Origin of the sequence: Corynebacterium auris, from assembly GCF_030408575.1 — a bacterium.
Classification (GTDB): domain Bacteria; phylum Actinomycetota; class Actinomycetes; order Mycobacteriales; family Mycobacteriaceae; genus Corynebacterium; species Corynebacterium auris.
On record NZ_CP047047.1, the window covers coordinates 1,270,812 to 1,285,847 of the forward strand.

The 15,036-nt window shown below is 68.3% G+C and carries 15 protein-coding genes; 1 reads left to right on the plus strand and 14 read right to left on the minus strand.

Annotation, left to right across the window (positions count from 1 at the left end):
* Positions 1-40: 40 nt before the first annotated feature.
* Positions 41-1,228, plus strand: a complete 1,188-nt coding sequence (metK, locus tag CAURIS_RS06095; protein WP_290340959.1) for a methionine adenosyltransferase — start codon at positions 41-43, stop codon at positions 1,226-1,228.
* Between the two features lie 703 nt (positions 1,229-1,931).
* Here metK and secG read toward each other — a convergent pair.
* The 14 genes from secG to rpe all read right to left on the minus strand — a co-directional run bounded on the left by secG (position 1,932) and on the right by rpe (position 15,036).
* A complete protein-coding gene (gene secG, locus CAURIS_RS06100; protein ID WP_290340961.1) occupies positions 1,932-2,168 on the minus strand; it encodes a preprotein translocase subunit SecG in 237 nt (78 codons plus the stop codon).
* A 71-nt stretch (positions 2,169-2,239) separates the two neighbouring features.
* Positions 2,240-3,022, minus strand: a complete 783-nt coding sequence (tpiA, locus tag CAURIS_RS06105) for a triose-phosphate isomerase (RefSeq protein ID WP_290340962.1) — start codon at positions 3,020-3,022, stop codon at positions 2,240-2,242.
* Positions 3,023-3,039: 17 nt separating this feature from the next.
* Complete coding sequence (locus CAURIS_RS06110; protein ID WP_290340963.1) at positions 3,040-4,257, minus strand: phosphoglycerate kinase; 1,218 nt, start codon at positions 4,255-4,257, stop codon at positions 3,040-3,042.
* Between the two features lie 60 nt (positions 4,258-4,317).
* Positions 4,318-5,331 (minus strand): type I glyceraldehyde-3-phosphate dehydrogenase, encoded by a 1,014-nt coding sequence (gene gap, locus CAURIS_RS06115; RefSeq protein WP_290340965.1) that lies wholly within the window; start codon positions 5,329-5,331, stop codon positions 4,318-4,320.
* A gap of 108 nt (positions 5,332-5,439) precedes the next feature.
* Positions 5,440-6,414, minus strand: coding sequence for a DNA-binding protein WhiA (whiA, locus tag CAURIS_RS06120; protein ID WP_290340967.1), 975 nt, complete (start codon positions 6,412-6,414; stop codon positions 5,440-5,442).
* Positions 6,415-6,465: 51 nt separating this feature from the next.
* Positions 6,466-7,428, minus strand: a complete 963-nt coding sequence (locus CAURIS_RS06125; protein WP_290340969.1) for a gluconeogenesis factor YvcK family protein — start codon at positions 7,426-7,428, stop codon at positions 6,466-6,468.
* Positions 7,429-7,455: 27 nt separating this feature from the next.
* Positions 7,456-8,325 (minus strand): RNase adapter RapZ, encoded by an 870-nt coding sequence (rapZ, locus tag CAURIS_RS06130; RefSeq protein WP_290340971.1) that lies wholly within the window; start codon positions 8,323-8,325, stop codon positions 7,456-7,458.
* A 34-nt stretch (positions 8,326-8,359) separates the two neighbouring features.
* A complete protein-coding gene (gene uvrC / locus CAURIS_RS06135; protein ID WP_290340973.1) occupies positions 8,360-10,417 on the minus strand; it encodes an excinuclease ABC subunit UvrC in 2,058 nt (685 codons plus the stop codon).
* A gap of 7 nt (positions 10,418-10,424) precedes the next feature.
* Positions 10,425-10,964: a PH domain-containing protein gene (locus CAURIS_RS06140; protein ID WP_290340975.1), complete on the minus strand. Its 540-nt coding sequence runs from the start codon at positions 10,962-10,964 to the stop codon at positions 10,425-10,427.
* 64 nt (positions 10,965-11,028) lie between these two features.
* Positions 11,029-11,514 carry a 6,7-dimethyl-8-ribityllumazine synthase gene (ribH, locus tag CAURIS_RS06145; protein WP_290340976.1) on the minus strand — a complete coding sequence of 162 codons (486 nt, stop codon included), beginning with the start codon at positions 11,512-11,514 and terminating at the stop codon, positions 11,029-11,031.
* Positions 11,515-11,525: 11 nt separating this feature from the next.
* Positions 11,526-12,782, minus strand: coding sequence for a bifunctional 3,4-dihydroxy-2-butanone-4-phosphate synthase/GTP cyclohydrolase II (locus tag CAURIS_RS06150; RefSeq protein WP_290340978.1), 1,257 nt, complete (start codon positions 12,780-12,782; stop codon positions 11,526-11,528).
* 11 nt (positions 12,783-12,793) lie between these two features.
* On the minus strand, positions 12,794-13,399 hold the full coding sequence (locus CAURIS_RS06155) for a riboflavin synthase (protein WP_290340981.1): 606 nt from the start codon (positions 13,397-13,399) through the stop codon (positions 12,794-12,796).
* A complete protein-coding gene (ribD, locus tag CAURIS_RS06160) occupies positions 13,400-14,371 on the minus strand; it encodes a bifunctional diaminohydroxyphosphoribosylaminopyrimidine deaminase/5-amino-6-(5-phosphoribosylamino)uracil reductase RibD (protein WP_290340983.1) in 972 nt (323 codons plus the stop codon).
* 2 nt (positions 14,372-14,373) lie between these two features.
* Positions 14,374-15,036, minus strand: coding sequence for a ribulose-phosphate 3-epimerase (gene rpe, locus CAURIS_RS06165; RefSeq protein ID WP_290340984.1), 663 nt, complete (start codon positions 15,034-15,036; stop codon positions 14,374-14,376).

Consider the following 15,036-nt stretch of genomic DNA (forward strand, 5'->3'; position numbering starts at 1 on the left):
ACCCCCCGACCGCGATACCGCCTGAGAAGAAGGACAAACCATGACGCTACGACTTTTCACGTCGGAAGCGGTGACCGACGGCCGCCCCGACAAGATTTGCGACCAGATCAGCGACAACATCCTTGACACACTCATCACTCAAGACGCCCACTCCCGCACCGCCGTGGAAACGCTCGTCACTACCGGTTTGGTCCATGTCGCCCGGGAAATCCGCACCAGCGGATACGCCGACATCGCCGCCATCGCCCGCCGCGTCATCAACGGCATCGGCTACACCTCCAGCGAGATGGGTTTCGACGGCGACCCCTGTGGCGTGACCGTGTCGATCGGGGAACAGTCTCCCGAGATCGGCGACGGCGTCAGCAGCTCCGAAGAATCCCGCAACGGCACGGCCTCCCCTCTCCACGACCAGCAGGGTGCAGGAGACCATGGCCTCATGTTCGGCTACGCCACGAACGAGACCCCCGAACTGATGCCTCTAGCGATCCGGACTGCCCACCGATTGGCCGAGCGTCTCACGACAGCGCCAAAGTCAGGCCAGTTGCCGTTCCGGCGACCTGACGGCAAGACCCAGGTCACGCTCGGCTACGACAGGGCTACGCCCCGCGCCGTCGACACCGTCGTCGTCTCCACCCAACATCACCCCGACATGACGCAGGACCAGCTTCGTGACGCTCTCGACGATGCCGTCATCCGCCCCGTCGTCGAGGAGACCGGGCTGGACCTCTCGGGCATGAAATTGCTTGTGAATCCCTCCGGCAGCTTCGTCATGGGTGACCCGAAGGCCGACGCAGGGTTGACCGGACGCAAGATCATCATCGACACCTACGGGGGCGCAGCACGGCACGGCGGCGGCGCCTTCAGCGGGAAGGACCCGTCCAAGGTCGACCGGTCCGCAGCATACGCGATGCGATGGGTGGCGAAGAACATCGTCGCCGCAGACCTCGCCGAACGCGCCGAGGTCCAGGTCGCCTACGCCATCGGCAAAGCCAACCCCGTCGGCCTCTACGTCGAAATGTTCGGGACCGGCACCGTCGAGGACCAGGCGATCGCGCGTGCTGTCCGGGAGGTCTTCGACCTACGCCCCGGAGCCATCATCCGCGATCTTGAGTTGCTGCGCCCGATCTACGCCCAGACCGCCGCCTACGGGCACTTCGGCCGGGAGCTTCCCGAGTTCACCTGGGAGCGCACCGACCGCGCCGACGACCTGCGCATCGCCGTCCTGTAGGCGAACGACCACCGAAGGAGATGTCATGAAGCGATTCGACGGACGCACCGTCGTCATCACCGGCGCGAGGGAGGCATCGGCACCGCCACCGCCCGCCGCCTGCGCTCACGCTTGCTGCTAGCACTATGGCTCAGCGCTGCGGCGGATCTTGGCCCGAAGACCCGTTTCGCGCATGAGGTGGAAGACGGGCTCGGGGTTGACCACTCGGCCCTGTTTCCGCAAGTCACCGCAGGATTCGCCGGTGGCCGTAGAGATGCTTGTCGCACTCGACGCTTTCCTGGATTGCTTCTTTAAGGGCAGCGTCCTAGTCCGGTTCGTGGAGCCGTTTCTCGTGGTAGGAGCATGTCGACTGGGGGCGTGCCCGCCGCGTCCACGCGGTCCTCCGGGCGGTGCCGCGACATGGGGATGACGCTCGCCTGGCTATCTAGGCGCGTCCATGATTCTTCACGTCCCGCAACATTCTTGGGTACGCGTTTTCCGCTTCCCGGCGGCGCAGCGCCCCCCTCCGTGAGCACCTTCGGTTTTCACGCGTCATCTCCACTTCTGCGCCCCGCGCGAGAGTCCGACCCTGCTCGCACTGATGCCGAATGAGAGAACCGTGCTCACAACGAAAAATGCTCCCCACTAGCCGGTACCCGATTCCTCAGTCCAGCGAATGGGGAGCGTTTCACCCTACGGGCCCACAGCCTTCACGCTGTGAGTCCTACAGGGCGAAGGACTGCGCGACGTTCAGGCCGATGATGCAGGTGACCCAGATCAGTGCGATAACGACGGTGTAGCGGTCCAGGTTCTTCTCCACAATCGTCGAACCGGACAAGTTGGACTGCACTCCGCCACCGAAGAGGCTCGACAGGCCGCCGCCCTTGCCCTTGTGCAGGAGGACAAAGATGGACATCAGAATCGACGCGATGACCAGGACGATCTCAAGGGCCAGAACCATGCGGTGCTTCTCTCCACTTTCCTCGGGGATGTAACCGTGCTTATCGTACACTACCGCCCGCACCGGGCGGGTTAGCGCACCACGTTCGCCGCTGCCGCGGCCAACCGGGCAAACTCCTGGCCATCGAGGGAGGCGCCGCCGACCAGGCCGCCGTCGATGTCGGGCTGCGACACGATCTCGCCGATCGTGTCGGTCTTCACCGATCCGCCGTAGAGCACACGAACGCCGGCCGCGACCTCCTCTCCCGCCACATCGGCGATAACGCCGCGGATGGCGTGGCACACTTCCTGCGCGTCCTCGGCGGAGGCCACCTTTCCGGTGCCGATCGCCCAGACGGGTTCGTAGGCGACGACACTGCGCGACAACTCGTCGGCGTCGAGGCCCGCGAGCGAGTCACGGGTCTGCTCCACGACGTACTCGACGTGTCGGCCCGCGTCGCGCACCTCCACGGGCTCACCGACACAGACGATGGGGTTGATACCGTGGGCCAGAGCCTTCTTCGCCTTCGCGGCGACGAGCTCGTTGTCCTCGGAGTGGTGCTGGCGCCGCTCCGAATGGCCGACGACCACCCAGGTGCAGCCCAGCTTCTCCAGCATCGCGGCGGAGATGTCTCCGGTGTAGGCGCCGTTGTCGTGTGGCGAGACATCCTGGGCACCGAAGGTGAACTGCAGCTTGTCGCCCTCGACGAGAGTCTGCACCGATCGCAGGTCCGTGAACGGCACGAGCAGGGCGATATCGACGCTTTCGTATCCCTCCTTCGGGAAGGCGAAGGCGAGGCGCTGTGCCGTGGCGATGGCCTCCAGGTGGTCGTGGTTCATCTTCCAATTGCCCGCGATCAGCGGCGTGCGTGCCATGGGACTTCCTTTCTTGCCTAGTTGCTCACGACGGAGATACCCGGCAGTTCCTTACCCTCGATGAGTTCGAGGGAAGCACCGCCGCCGGTCGAGATGTGGCTGAAGCCGTCTTCGTCAAGGCCGAGAATGCGCACCGACGCGGCTGAATCGCCGCCCCCGACAACGGTAAACGAGTCGTTGTCACGCGTCGCGGCGATCATCGCCTCGGCGACAGCCTTCGTTCCGTCCGCGAAGGCGGGGAACTCAAATACGCCCATCGGGCCGTTCCAGAAAACCGTGCGGGAGTCGGCGATTGCCTCGGCGTAGAGCTTCGCGGTCTCCGGGCCAATATCCAGAGCCATCCACCCCTCAGGAATGTCGTCGAGCCCAACCACCTTCTTCTCGGCGTTTTTGTCGAACTCCGGCGCCGCGGCCACGTCCACCGGGAGCACGAGCTTATCGCCGTAGCGCTCCATGAGGCCCGAGCACGTATCCACCATGTCCTCCTGGAGCAGGGAGTTCTGTACATTGTGGCCGCGCGCCGCGAGGAAGGTGTAGCACATCCCGCCACCGATGATGACCTTGTCCGCCTTCTCCGCCAGCGCCTCGATGACGCCGAGTTTGTCAGAGACCTTCGAGCCGCCAAGCACCACGACGTAGGGGTGCGCGGGTTCGTCCTTGACGCTGCCGAGGGCCTCCACCTCCTTCTCCACGAGGAAGCCGGCGTAGGCGGGCAGTTGCTGCGCGACGTCGTAGACGGAGGCCTGCTTGCGGTGGACCACGCCGAAGCCGTCGGAGACGAAGGCGCCGTCGTCGGCAGCGAGGGCGGCGAGCTCGCGGGCGAACTCGGCGCGCTCGGCGTCGTCCTTGGAGGTCTCGCGGGCGTCGAAACGCACGTTCTCGAGCAGGAGGATCTCCCCCTCCGTCAGGCCGTTGGCGCGTTCGTGGGCGTCCTCGCCGCTAACGTCGCCGGCGAGGGCGACGAACTGGCCGAGGCGATCGGAGAGTGCCTCGGCCACCGGCCGCAGGGAGAACTCGGGCTTTACCTCGCCCTTCGGCCTGCCAAGGTGGGCCATGACGATGACCTTGGCGCCTGCGTCGAGAAGGGCCTTCAGCGTCGGCAGCGAGGCGTCGATGCGCCCCGCGTCGGTGATGGTGCCCTCCTCGTCGAGGGGGACGTTGAAGTCCGAACGCACCAGAATGTGGCGGCCGTCAACGCCTTCGTCGAGAAGGTGCTGGAGGGTCTTCAGGGCCATATGAAACTCCTTGACAGGTGGGCTAGTGAAACGGTGTCGAGTGTACGGGCGCTCGGTGGATCAGTTCAGCTTGTCCGCGACGACCTTGGCCATGCGGATGTACTGGGAGGTGTAGCTCCACTCGTTGTCGTACCAGGAGACGACCTTGAGCAGGGTACCGTCAATGACCTTGGTCATTCCGGCGTCGAAAATCGCGCCTGCGGAGGCGCCGATGATGTCGGAGGAGACGATCGGGTCCTCGGTGTAGCGCAGCGCCTGGCCGAACTTCGGGTCTGCCGCCGCCTGCTTGAGCGCGGCGTTAACTTCCTCGGCGGACGTCGACTTTTCCAGCAGCACCGTCAGGTCGGTGGCCGAGCCCGTAATGGTGGGCACGCGCATGGCGAATCCGTCCAGCTTGCCCTGCAGCTTCGGCAGCACGAGACCGACGGCCTTCGCCGCACCGGTGGTGGTGGGGACGATGTTCTGCGCTGCGGCGCGGGCCCGACGCAGGTCCTTGTGGGGCGCGTCCTGGAGGCGCTGATCGCCGGTGTAGGCGTGGATTGTGGTCATCAGGCCGTCGCGGATACCGAAGTTGTCGTCGATGACCTTCGCCACCGGGGCCAGCGAGTTGGTCGTGCAGGAGGCGGCGGAGATGACTGTCTCCTCGCCGGTGTACGCATCGTCGTTGACGCCCCAGACGTAGGTGCCGTCGATATCCTTGCCGGGCGCGGAGATGATGACTTTCTTTGCGCCCGCGTCCAGGTGCGCCTTCGCGTCGGGGCCGCTGCGGAACTTGCCGGTGCACTCGAGGACGATGTCCACCCCGGCTTCGCCCCAGGCGAGGTTGGCGGGGTCCGTCTCGGAGGAGACCGCGATGCGAGTGCCGTCGATGGTGATCGAGCTTTCGTCGTGCTCCACCTCGCGGCCGAGCGGGCCGTAGGCCGTGTCGTACTTGGTCAGGTGGGCAAGTGTCTCGATGTCCGTCAGGTCGTTGATCTTTACCACTTCGAGCTCGCCTGCGTATTCACTGAGAATGACGCGCAGGCTGGCGCGCCCGATTCGTCCGAAGCCATTGATGCCGATGCGAGTAGTCACGTCGTCTCCTTCACGGGTGGAGTTGAGGGTGTCACGTCTGAGGAACCGCAGCGCTGACCGGTCCGTCGCTGCCGAGTCTAGCGACGTCCCCCCTCCCCCGCAGGGGCCCTACTCCCCGCCGGCGAGGTTGCCGTTAGTGTCGGCGACTCCGAGTTCCTCGGCGCGCTTGTCCGCGAGCGAGAGCAGACGGCGGATGCGTCCGGCGACGGCGTCTTTGGTCATGGGCGGCTCTGCCAGGCGCCCGAGCTCCTCCAGGGACGCGTGGCGGTGCTCCGCGCGCAGGTATCCGGCCTCGGCGAGGTGCTCCGGGACGTCGTCGCCGAGGATCTCCATCGCCCGTTCGACGCGCACGGCCGCCGCCGCGGCGGCCTGGGCGGAGCGGCGCGTGTTCGCGTCGTCGAAGGTGGCCAGGCGCCTGCCAGTGCTGGCCTGCACCTGCTTGCTGCGGCGCTTCTCATCCCACTGGAGGCGGGCGCGCGGCGCCCCCATCCGGCTGAGCAGGACGCCGATGGCTTCGCTGTCGCGCACGTAAACCCGCTCCACGCCGCGGGTCTCCTTAAGTTTCGCCGCCACGGACAGGCGCCGGGCGAGCCCGACAAGCGCCATCGCAGCTTCCTGGCACGGGCTGGTGACCTCGAGCGCCGCGCTGCGCCCCGGCTCGGTGAGCGTGCCGCGCGCTAAAAACGCACCCCGCCAGGCGGCTTCGACCTCGAGAATCGATCCGGAAATAATCTGCCGGGGCATGCCCACCACCGGGTGCCCCGAGGCGGTGACCAGGCGCAGCCGACGCACAGCCTCCGCGGCTCCCTCCTCCACGCGCACCTGGTAGGCCTTCTCACGCCCGGCGGAGCCGTGCCGGACGGCGCCCACGCGCAGCCCCTCGACCCCGAGCGCACCAAGCGACTCGGCGAGGCGCTGCGCCACGGCGAGCTCGGCGAAATCCGCCACCAGGACGGGGCCGAGCGGGGTCGTCTCGTACTCCCCCGCGAAGCGCACGAGCGCGGCCGCCTCCGCTGCCACGGCGTCGAGGGAGGATCCGGTGGCGTGCAGCAGTTCGTCTTTCACGTTCGCGGTCAGTGACACCCGCAACACCGCCTTCTGTGGCCCTTCACGTCCCAATGCAACGCGCCCAGTTTAGCGCCCGCGGTAGAGGTCGAGGAGCGCAACCGCCAGCTTGGCGGGGTCGTGCCTGTTCACAACGCCGTCGACGGCCTCTGCGTGGACGTCGCGGTAGGCCACGGTGGCTCCGACGGCCTCGGCCGTGCGCCGCAGGTGGAGGCGCTCGCCCTCCGTCGGGCTGATGTGGTTATCGGCGAGGAAGCAGTCCACCTTCAGCGACGGCGCGTGTTGCGAGAAGACGTGGATGTGGCGCTCGGTGGTAAAGCCCTGCGTCTCGCCGGCCTCCGGGGTGAGGTTGAGCAGCACGACGACCTTGGCGTCGGTGTCGTTGAGCGCCTCCACGACGTCCGGGACGAGCAGGTGCGGAATGACCGAGGAAAACCAGGAACCCGGGCCGATGGTGACGATGTCGGCGCTGTGGATCGCCTCGATCACGAGCGGGTTGACCGGCGGTTTCGCGGGCAAAAGGCGCACGCGGCGTACCGTCCCGGGCGTGGTGGCCACGGCGACCTGGCCGCGGACGGAGCGGATGACCCGCGGGTCGTCGTCAAGCCCGGCGACTTCCGCCTCGATGTCGAGCGGCTCGTTGCACACCGGCAGCACCCGCCCCGCAGAACGGGTCCACCCGGTGAGGGTGTCGAGGGCGGCCTGGATGCTACCGAGGCGCTCCGTCAGCCCCGCGATAACCAGGTTGCCCAGCGCATGGCCGGCCATCGCCCCGTTGCCGCCGAAGCGGTGCTGGAGGGTGTCGCGCCACAGCCTGCCCGGCTCGTCGTCACAGGCGAGTGCCGCGCACGCCATGCGCAGGTCGCCCGGCGGGATAATGCCCATCTCGCGGCGCAGGCGTCCGGAGGAGCCGCCGTCGTCGGCGACGGTGACCACGGCGTTGATGGCTTCGGCGTGGGCCTCGCGCGCGGCAAGGAGGGTCTGGTAGAGGCCGTGGCCGCCGCCAAGGCAGGTAAACGTAAGTGAACTCATGGTGTGGCTGTCAGAAATTGAGGTGGATCAGGAACGCTCGAGGTCGCGGTGCAGCACGCTGACCTCAACGGTGTCGGTCTCGCGCAGCTTGGCGGCGATGGCCTCCGACACCGCCACCGAGCGGTGGTGCCCGCCGGTGCACCCGATGCCGACGGTGATGAAGTCCTTGCCCTCGTGCCGGTAGCCGCCCAGCATGGACACCAAAAGCGCCACCACGTTGTCGACAAACTCGGGCGCGCCCGGCTGGGACAGGACGTAGTCCGCGACGGGGGCGTCGACGCCGCGGAAGTCGCGCAACTCCTCGACCCAGTACGGGTTGGGCAAAAAGCGGACATCGAGGACGATGTCGGCGTCGCGCGGGGAGCCGTGCTTAAACCCGAAGGACTCCACCGTCACGTGCTGCTTGCCACCGCCGAGCTCGCCTACCGACGCCTCCACGGCGCGCCGCAGGTCGTGGACGGAGAGGTTGGAGGTGTCGATGATCACGTCGGCCGCCGCTCGCACCTGTGCGAGTTCCTCGCGCTCGCGCCGGATCCCGGCCTGGAGCGTCTCGTCCCCCTGGAGCGGGTGGGTGCGCCGCACACTGTCGAAGCGGCTAATGAGGACGTCGTCACGCGCCTCGAGGAAAAGAACGAAGGGGTCGGAGCCCGCCGCCCGGATCTCGTTGACCGTGCCCATCAGGGAGCCGTTGAACATGCGGGCGCGCACGTCCGTGACCACGGCGAGGCGCGCCACCGGGGAATTCTCGCCCCCGGCGAGCTCGATGAGCTCAAGGATCATCTGCGGCGGTAGGTTCTGTGCGACGAAGAAGCCCTTGTCCTCGAAGACCTTCGCGGCCGTGGACAGGCCCCCGCCGGACATACCTGTGATAATGACGGGGCGAATGACGGACACCATGCGGACAATCCTAACCAATCGCCCGCGGCCCGCATCACTGGTTGTGCAGGTGCTCATAAATCGCCTCCGCCAGCTTCGGGCCAATTCCCTTGACCTGCTGGATGTCCTCGGTGCTCGCCTGCCGGATCTTCTTCACGCTGCCGAAGTGCTTGACTAGATCCGTGCGCCTGGCCTGGCCGAGCCCGGGCACCCCGTCGAGCGCCGAGGCCCGCATGCGCTTGGAGCGCTGCTGCCGGTGGTAGGTGATGGCGAAGCGGTGCGCCTCGTCCCTGACCTGCTGCAGCAGGTACATGCCCTCGGAGTTGCGGGGCAGGATCACCGGCTCGTCGTCGCCGGGCACCCAGACCTCCTCCAGGCGCTTGGCCAGTCCGATCAGCGCCACGTCCACGATCCCGAGCTCGTCGAAGACGGCCTGCGCCGCGTTGACCTGGGGCTTGCCGCCGTCGACAATGAAGAGCTGCGGCGGGTAGGCGAAGCGCCTGGTGCCGGTGGTCTCCACGTCGGCGGCGTCGTCGTCGAAGACGTCCTCGTCGGGTGTGGCCAACTTGTCCTCGTGGTAGCGCCGGAAGCGGCGGCGGGTCACCTCGGCGATCGAGCCGACGTCATCGGAGCGCCCCTCGCCGGCGGCCTCGCGGATGCGGTAGCGCCGGTAGTCACTCTTCTTGGGCAAGCCGTCCTCGAATACCACGAGCGAGGCGACAACGTCCGTGCCCTGGATGTGGGAGATATCCGTGCACTCGATGCGCAACGGCGCCTCCTCGAGGCCGAGCGCATCCTGGATGTCCTGCAGCGCCTGCGAGCGCGCCGTGAGGTCGCCGACCCGCTTCAGTTTGTGCTGGTGCAGCGCCTCCGCGGCGTTGCGGTGGACTGTCTCCATGAGCGCCGCCTTGTCCCCGCGCTGCGGCACGCGGATCTCGACGGGCCCCCCGCGCAGCTCCGCGAGCAGCTCGGTGACCTCCTCCGGCTCGTCGGGCATGACCGCGACGAGAATCTCCCGCGGCACCGGGACCGGCGGGCGGGCCGCGGCGTGGGACTCCTGGTCCACCCCGCGGCGGCGGATCTTGCTCTCCAGCAGCGCGCGGTCCTCCTCCTCTTCCAGCCGCACCCGCTCGACGGCGTCGGAGTAGTACTGCACGAGGAAGTTCTGCATCAGCGTCGGAAGAGCCGGGTCGTCCTGGCCCTCCTCGAGGCGCTCGCCGCTGCCCGGCTCGTCGCCGGTCTTCTCCACGACCCAGCCGCGCTGGGCGCGGGTGCGCCCGTCGCGGATATTGAAGATCTGCACGGCGGCCTCGAGCTCGTCGGTGTCGAAGGCGATGACGTCAGCGTCGGTGCCCTTGGTGAGCACCACCGTCTGGCGCTCCATGACCTTGTTCACCGCCCCGAGGTCGTCGCGAAGCCTCGCAGCCTTCTCGAACTCGAGGTTCTCCGCCGCCTCGTTCATCCGGCGGGTCAGTTCGCGCACCACCGCGTCGGTGCGCCCCGACATGAAGGCGAGGAAGCCCCGGACCGTCTCGTCGTATTCGGTCTCATCGACGCGGCCGACGCACGGCGCCGAGCACTTGTCTATGTAGCCGAGCAGGCACGGCCGACCCAGCGCCTCATGGCGTTTGTAGACGCCGTTCGAGCAGGTGCGGATGGGGAAAACTCGGGTGAGCAGGTCCAGCGTCTCGCGCACCGCCCAGGCGTGGGAAAAGGGGCCGAAGTAACGCACCCCCTTGCGCCGCGGGCCGCGGTAGAAAAACGCGCGGGGGAAGCGCTCCCCGACGCTGACCGCGAGCATGGGGTACGTCTTGTCGTCGCGGTACATGACGTTGAACCACGGGTCGAAGCGCTTGATCCAGGTGTACTCAAGCTGGAGGGCCTCGACCTCGGAGGAGACAACCGTCCATTCCACCGACCCGGCGGTGAACACCATCTGCCGCGTCCGCGGGTGCAGCTGCTGCGGCGGCTGGAAGTAGTTCCCCAGGCGCGCGCGCAGGTTCTTCGCCTTGCCCACGTAGATGACCCGGCCGTTCGGGTCGCGGAACTTGTACACACCCGGCTCCGTCGGAATCGTTCCCGGGGCGGGGCGGTAGCTTGCGGGATTGGGCACGGGCGGGTTACTCCTCCGGCATGTAGGCGGCTTCGAGGCGGCGGAACTTCGTCACAGCGTCGAGGGCTGCGGCCCCGTCGCCCGCCTGGATCGCCCACAGCGGAACGTACTCGAACTCCGGCAGCTCGAGCCTTGCCATCCGCGCCCCCCGCGGGAAGGACAAACCGTAGATAACCAACCAGGGATAAAAGCGGGTGCCGATGATGTTGCGCACCTCCACACCGTCCTCGTTGGCGCGCACTCGCGGGCGGGTGAGCGCGAACCAGGACAGGACGCTGATAATCAAGCCCACGCCCGGGAATGCGAACTTGTCAATCTGCGTGATGGTCAGGCCCGTGAACTCCACGTCGAGCACCGCGGCCATGAAAATGTGCACGGCCATAACCACGATCACCCACACGACAGCGACCTTGCGCAGGTACGACGAGGTGATCTCGAGCTCCCACGGCTTCGTCGTGACCACCGCGTGTGGGTCGGCGGCGTTCAGGTACTCCAGCTCGCCGTCGCTCAGCCTGTTACCCTCGCTCACGTCCTCTTCTCTCCCCATCACCGCCGCGCCCGGAATGCGCGGCCTCGTTCGTGCCTGATCCTAGTCCTTGCCGCGCCGTTGACTAAACCCGCGGCGTGAGCGCACGCACGCGCTTCAGCTCGACGGCGGCCCCGAGCGCGGCCTCCACGGCCTCAGCCCCCTTGTCCTCCTTCGCCCCCTCCCCGCCGGCGCGGTCGAGGGCCTGGTCCTCCTCGTCGACAGTGAGCACGCCGTTGCCGACGGGCGTGGACTCGTCGAGCGCAATGCGGGTCAACCCCGCGGTCACGGAGTCGCACACGTACGTGAAGTGTGCCGTCTCCCCGCGGATGACGCAGCCGAGGGCGACGACGGCATCGTAGCGCCGGGCGCACTCCTGCACCACGACGGGCAGCTCGAGCGCGCCCGCGACGAGGTACTCGTCCACCTTCGCGCCGAGTTCCCGGGCCCGCGCCACGGCCCGGGAGTTCAGCTGGGAGACAATGCGCTCGTTCCAGCGGGTGGACACGACGGCGAGGGTCAAACCCTCCGCCTTGATTGCGTAGCCCTGGGGCGCTGCGTGGGTGGCCATCGGCGTGCTCCTTAACGTAGGGGGTGGTCGGCGCTGTCCTGCCAGTGTTCCACAGAGGGCAGGTCGTGGCCCATCCGGTCGCGCTTGGTCCGCAGGTAGCGGATGTTGTCGTGGGAGGGGGCGACCTCGATGCGAGTGCGCCCGCTGACCTCTGGGCCGAAGCCCGTCAGCGCGAGCACTTTGTCGGGGTTGTTGGACAGGACCTCGAAGGACTCGACTCCCAGGTCGGCGAGGATCTGCCCCGCCACGGAGTACTCGCGGGCGTCGATGGGCAGACCCTGCTCCAGGTTGGCGTCGACGGTGTCCAGCCCCTCGTCCTGCAGCCGATAGGCCTCGAGCTTGGCCAGCAGGCCGATGCCACGGCCCTCATGGCCGCGCACGTAGACGATGACACCGGCCCCCGCTTCCTGGACGCGCCGCATGGACTCGTGCAGCTGGGGGCCGCAGTCGCAGCGGCGCGAGCCGAAGACGTCTCCGGTCAGGCACTCCGAGTGCACGCGCACGAGCAGCTCCCGTGCCCCGGCGATGTCGCCCTTGACCAGGGCAATGTGCTCGGTGCCGTCCACCACGTTGCGGTATCCGTAGGCGTCGAAGTCGCCGAACTCCGTGGGCAGGTGGGTGACCACGGTGCGTTCGACGAAGCGCTCCCGGTGGCGTCGATACGCGATGAGCTGCTCGATGGAAATCATCTTCAGCCCGTGGGCGTGAGCGAAGGCGCGCAGCTCCGGGCCGCGCGCCATCTCCGTCGGGTCCTGCTCCGAGACGATCTCGCACAGCGCGCCCACGGGCGCCCGCCCGGCCAGCCGCGCGAGGTCCACGGAGGCTTCCGTGTGCCCGTCGCGGGTGAGCACGCCGCCGCGGCGTGCGCGCAGCGGGACGACGTGCCCGGGGCGGGTGAAGTCCGCTGGCCCGCGCGACGGGTCGGCGAGGCGGGTGATCGTCTCGCAGCGCGAGCGCGCGGAGATGCCCGTGGTTCCCGTGGCGGCGTCGACGGTGACGGTGTAGGCGGTGCCGCGGGCGTCCTCGTTGCGGGCCACCATGGGCGGCAGCTGCAGCGCGTCCGCGCGCTCGTCCTCCATGGCCACGCAGATGTAGCCGGAGGTGTAGCGCACCATGAAGGCGACAAGCTCGGGGGTGGCCAGATCCGCGGCGAAAATGAGATCGCCCTCGTTCTCTCGGTCCTCGTTGTCGACGACGACGACGGCCTCGCCGCGCGCAACCGCCGCGATTGCGTCTTCAACCGGGTCTAGGGAGATCGGATCCGTCATGGGTGCTTAGCTTAGTCCCCGACCATTTTCTCAACGTATTTGGCCACGATGTCCACCTCGAGGTTCACCGGGTCGCCCTCGGCGAGCTCGCCCGCCGTCGTCTCCGCGAGCGTCGTCGGAATCAGCGAGACCTCGAACCACCCCTCGCCTTCCTGTGGCCCCACCGCAGAAACCGTGAGCGAGGTGCCGTTGACGGCGATAGAGCCCTTCTCCACCACGTAGCGCGCGCACGATTCCGGCAGGCTGAAGCGCAGCACCTCCCAGTGCTGCGAGGCCGTGCGGCGTACTAGCCGGGCCACCGCGTCGACGTGGCCCTGCACGATGTGCCCGCCGAGGCGGCCCCCTGCGGCGAGCGCGCGCTCGAGGTTCACGCGCGAGCCGGGCCCGTAGGTGCCCAGCCGGGAGCGCCGCAGCGTCTCCCGAATCACGTCGGCGGTAAACGAACCCTCCGCCGGGTCCAGGTCCACCACGGTCAGGCACACCCCGTCGACGCTGATGGAGTCGCCCGGGCGTGCGTCCTGCGTGACCAGGGGGGCGGCGACCGCCAGCCGCACGGCGTCGCCGAGCTCCTCGACGGCCGTGACGTGCCCGATCTCCTCGACCAATCCAGTAAACATTTACCTCTCCATTTCCATCAGTACATCCTGGCCTAGCCTGTGCAGCCCGCTGAGCTGAAAACGGGGGGCCGCAGCCAGGGTCGGCGCCAGAGCACGCGTGACGACGCCCCGCCCGCCGCCCAGGACCATCGGAGCCAGGTACGCCTGCACCCTGTCAACGACACCGAGCGCGAACACGCTGGTGAGCAGCCCGGCCCCGCCCTCGACGAGCACGTCGCGCGCGCCGGTGGCCCACAGTGTATCGAGCGCCTCCTCAGGCGTGGCGTACTGCTCGAAGCCGAGGCGGGTGAGGTTTCCCTCCGGCACCTCGCGCGCGCCCACCACGACCCGCCGCGGCTGGCGCGGCATGAGCGTGCCGTCTGGGTGGCGGGCCGTGAGCGAGGGGTTATCCGCGAGCGCGGTTCCGGTGCCGATGAGGATGGCGTCGCGCCCGGCGCGGTCCGCGTGGACGTGCTGGCGGGCCTCGTCGCCGGTAATCCACTGGCTGGAGCCGTCCGGCGCGGCGGTGAAGCCGTCGGCTGTGGCGGCGAACTTGGCGGTCACGGACACGCGCCCGTGGCGCACGCTGGCCAGCCAGGGCTGCAGCGCCTCCACCCGCGTGGGCACGTACTCCGCGGCAATGCCGTGTTCGCGCAAGTACTCGGCACCGCCCGCGGCCTGCGGGTTCGGGTCGGCGGTGAGGTAGATCACGCGCGAAACCCCGGCGGCAACCAGCGCCTCGGAGCACGGCCCGGTGCGGCCGGTGTGGTTGCAGGGTTCGAGGGTGACCACCAGGGTCGCCCCGCGCGCCTTATCCCCCGCCCGCCGCAGGGCGTGGATTTCGGCGTGGGGGCCGCCCGCAGGGGAGGTGGCCCCGGTGGATATCAACTCACCACCAGGGCCGAACAGCGCGCAGCCGACCGGTGGGTTGGGCGAGGTCGTGCCGCGTACCGAGTCGCCGGCCCGCAACGCCTGCTCAACATCCGGGAACACGGCTACTCAGCCCGTGCCTCGGCGGCGAGGCGGCGCAGCTCCTCCACTGCCTGCGCCGGGTTGTCCGCCCCGAAGACGGCGGAGCCGGCCACGAAGGCGTCCACCCCCGCCTCGGCGGCCTGGGCGATCGTGGCCGCGCCGATGCCGCCGTCGATGCCGATGAGGGTGTCGAGCCCCTCCGCGTCGATGTGCTGGCGCAGCCTCAGCACCTTGCTCAGCACCTCCGGCATGAACTTCTGCCCGCCAAACCCCGGCTCGACGCTCATGACCATGACTTCGGCGAAGTTCTCCAGCCCGTCGAGGTAGGGCTCGATGGGGGTGCCCGGCTTCAGGGCGAAGCCCGCCTGCACTCCGAGCTCGCTGATCTGCCGTGCGGCCGAGAGGTGGTCGCGCGTGGCCTCAACGTGAAAAACCAGGCGGTCTCCGCCGGCGGCGGCGTAGGTGGCGAACCACCGCTCCGGCTCCTCGATCATCAGGTGCATGTCCAGGAACTGGTCGGTCACGCCGTCGACGGCCCGCGTCACGTCCGGCCCGAAGGAGAGGTTGGGCACGAAGTGGCCGTCCATGATGTCCACGTGAATGAGATCGGCGCCGGCGACCTTGCGCACGTCCTCGCCCAAAGCGGCGTAGTTAGCGGCGAGAATCGAGGGGGCGATGTAGATCAT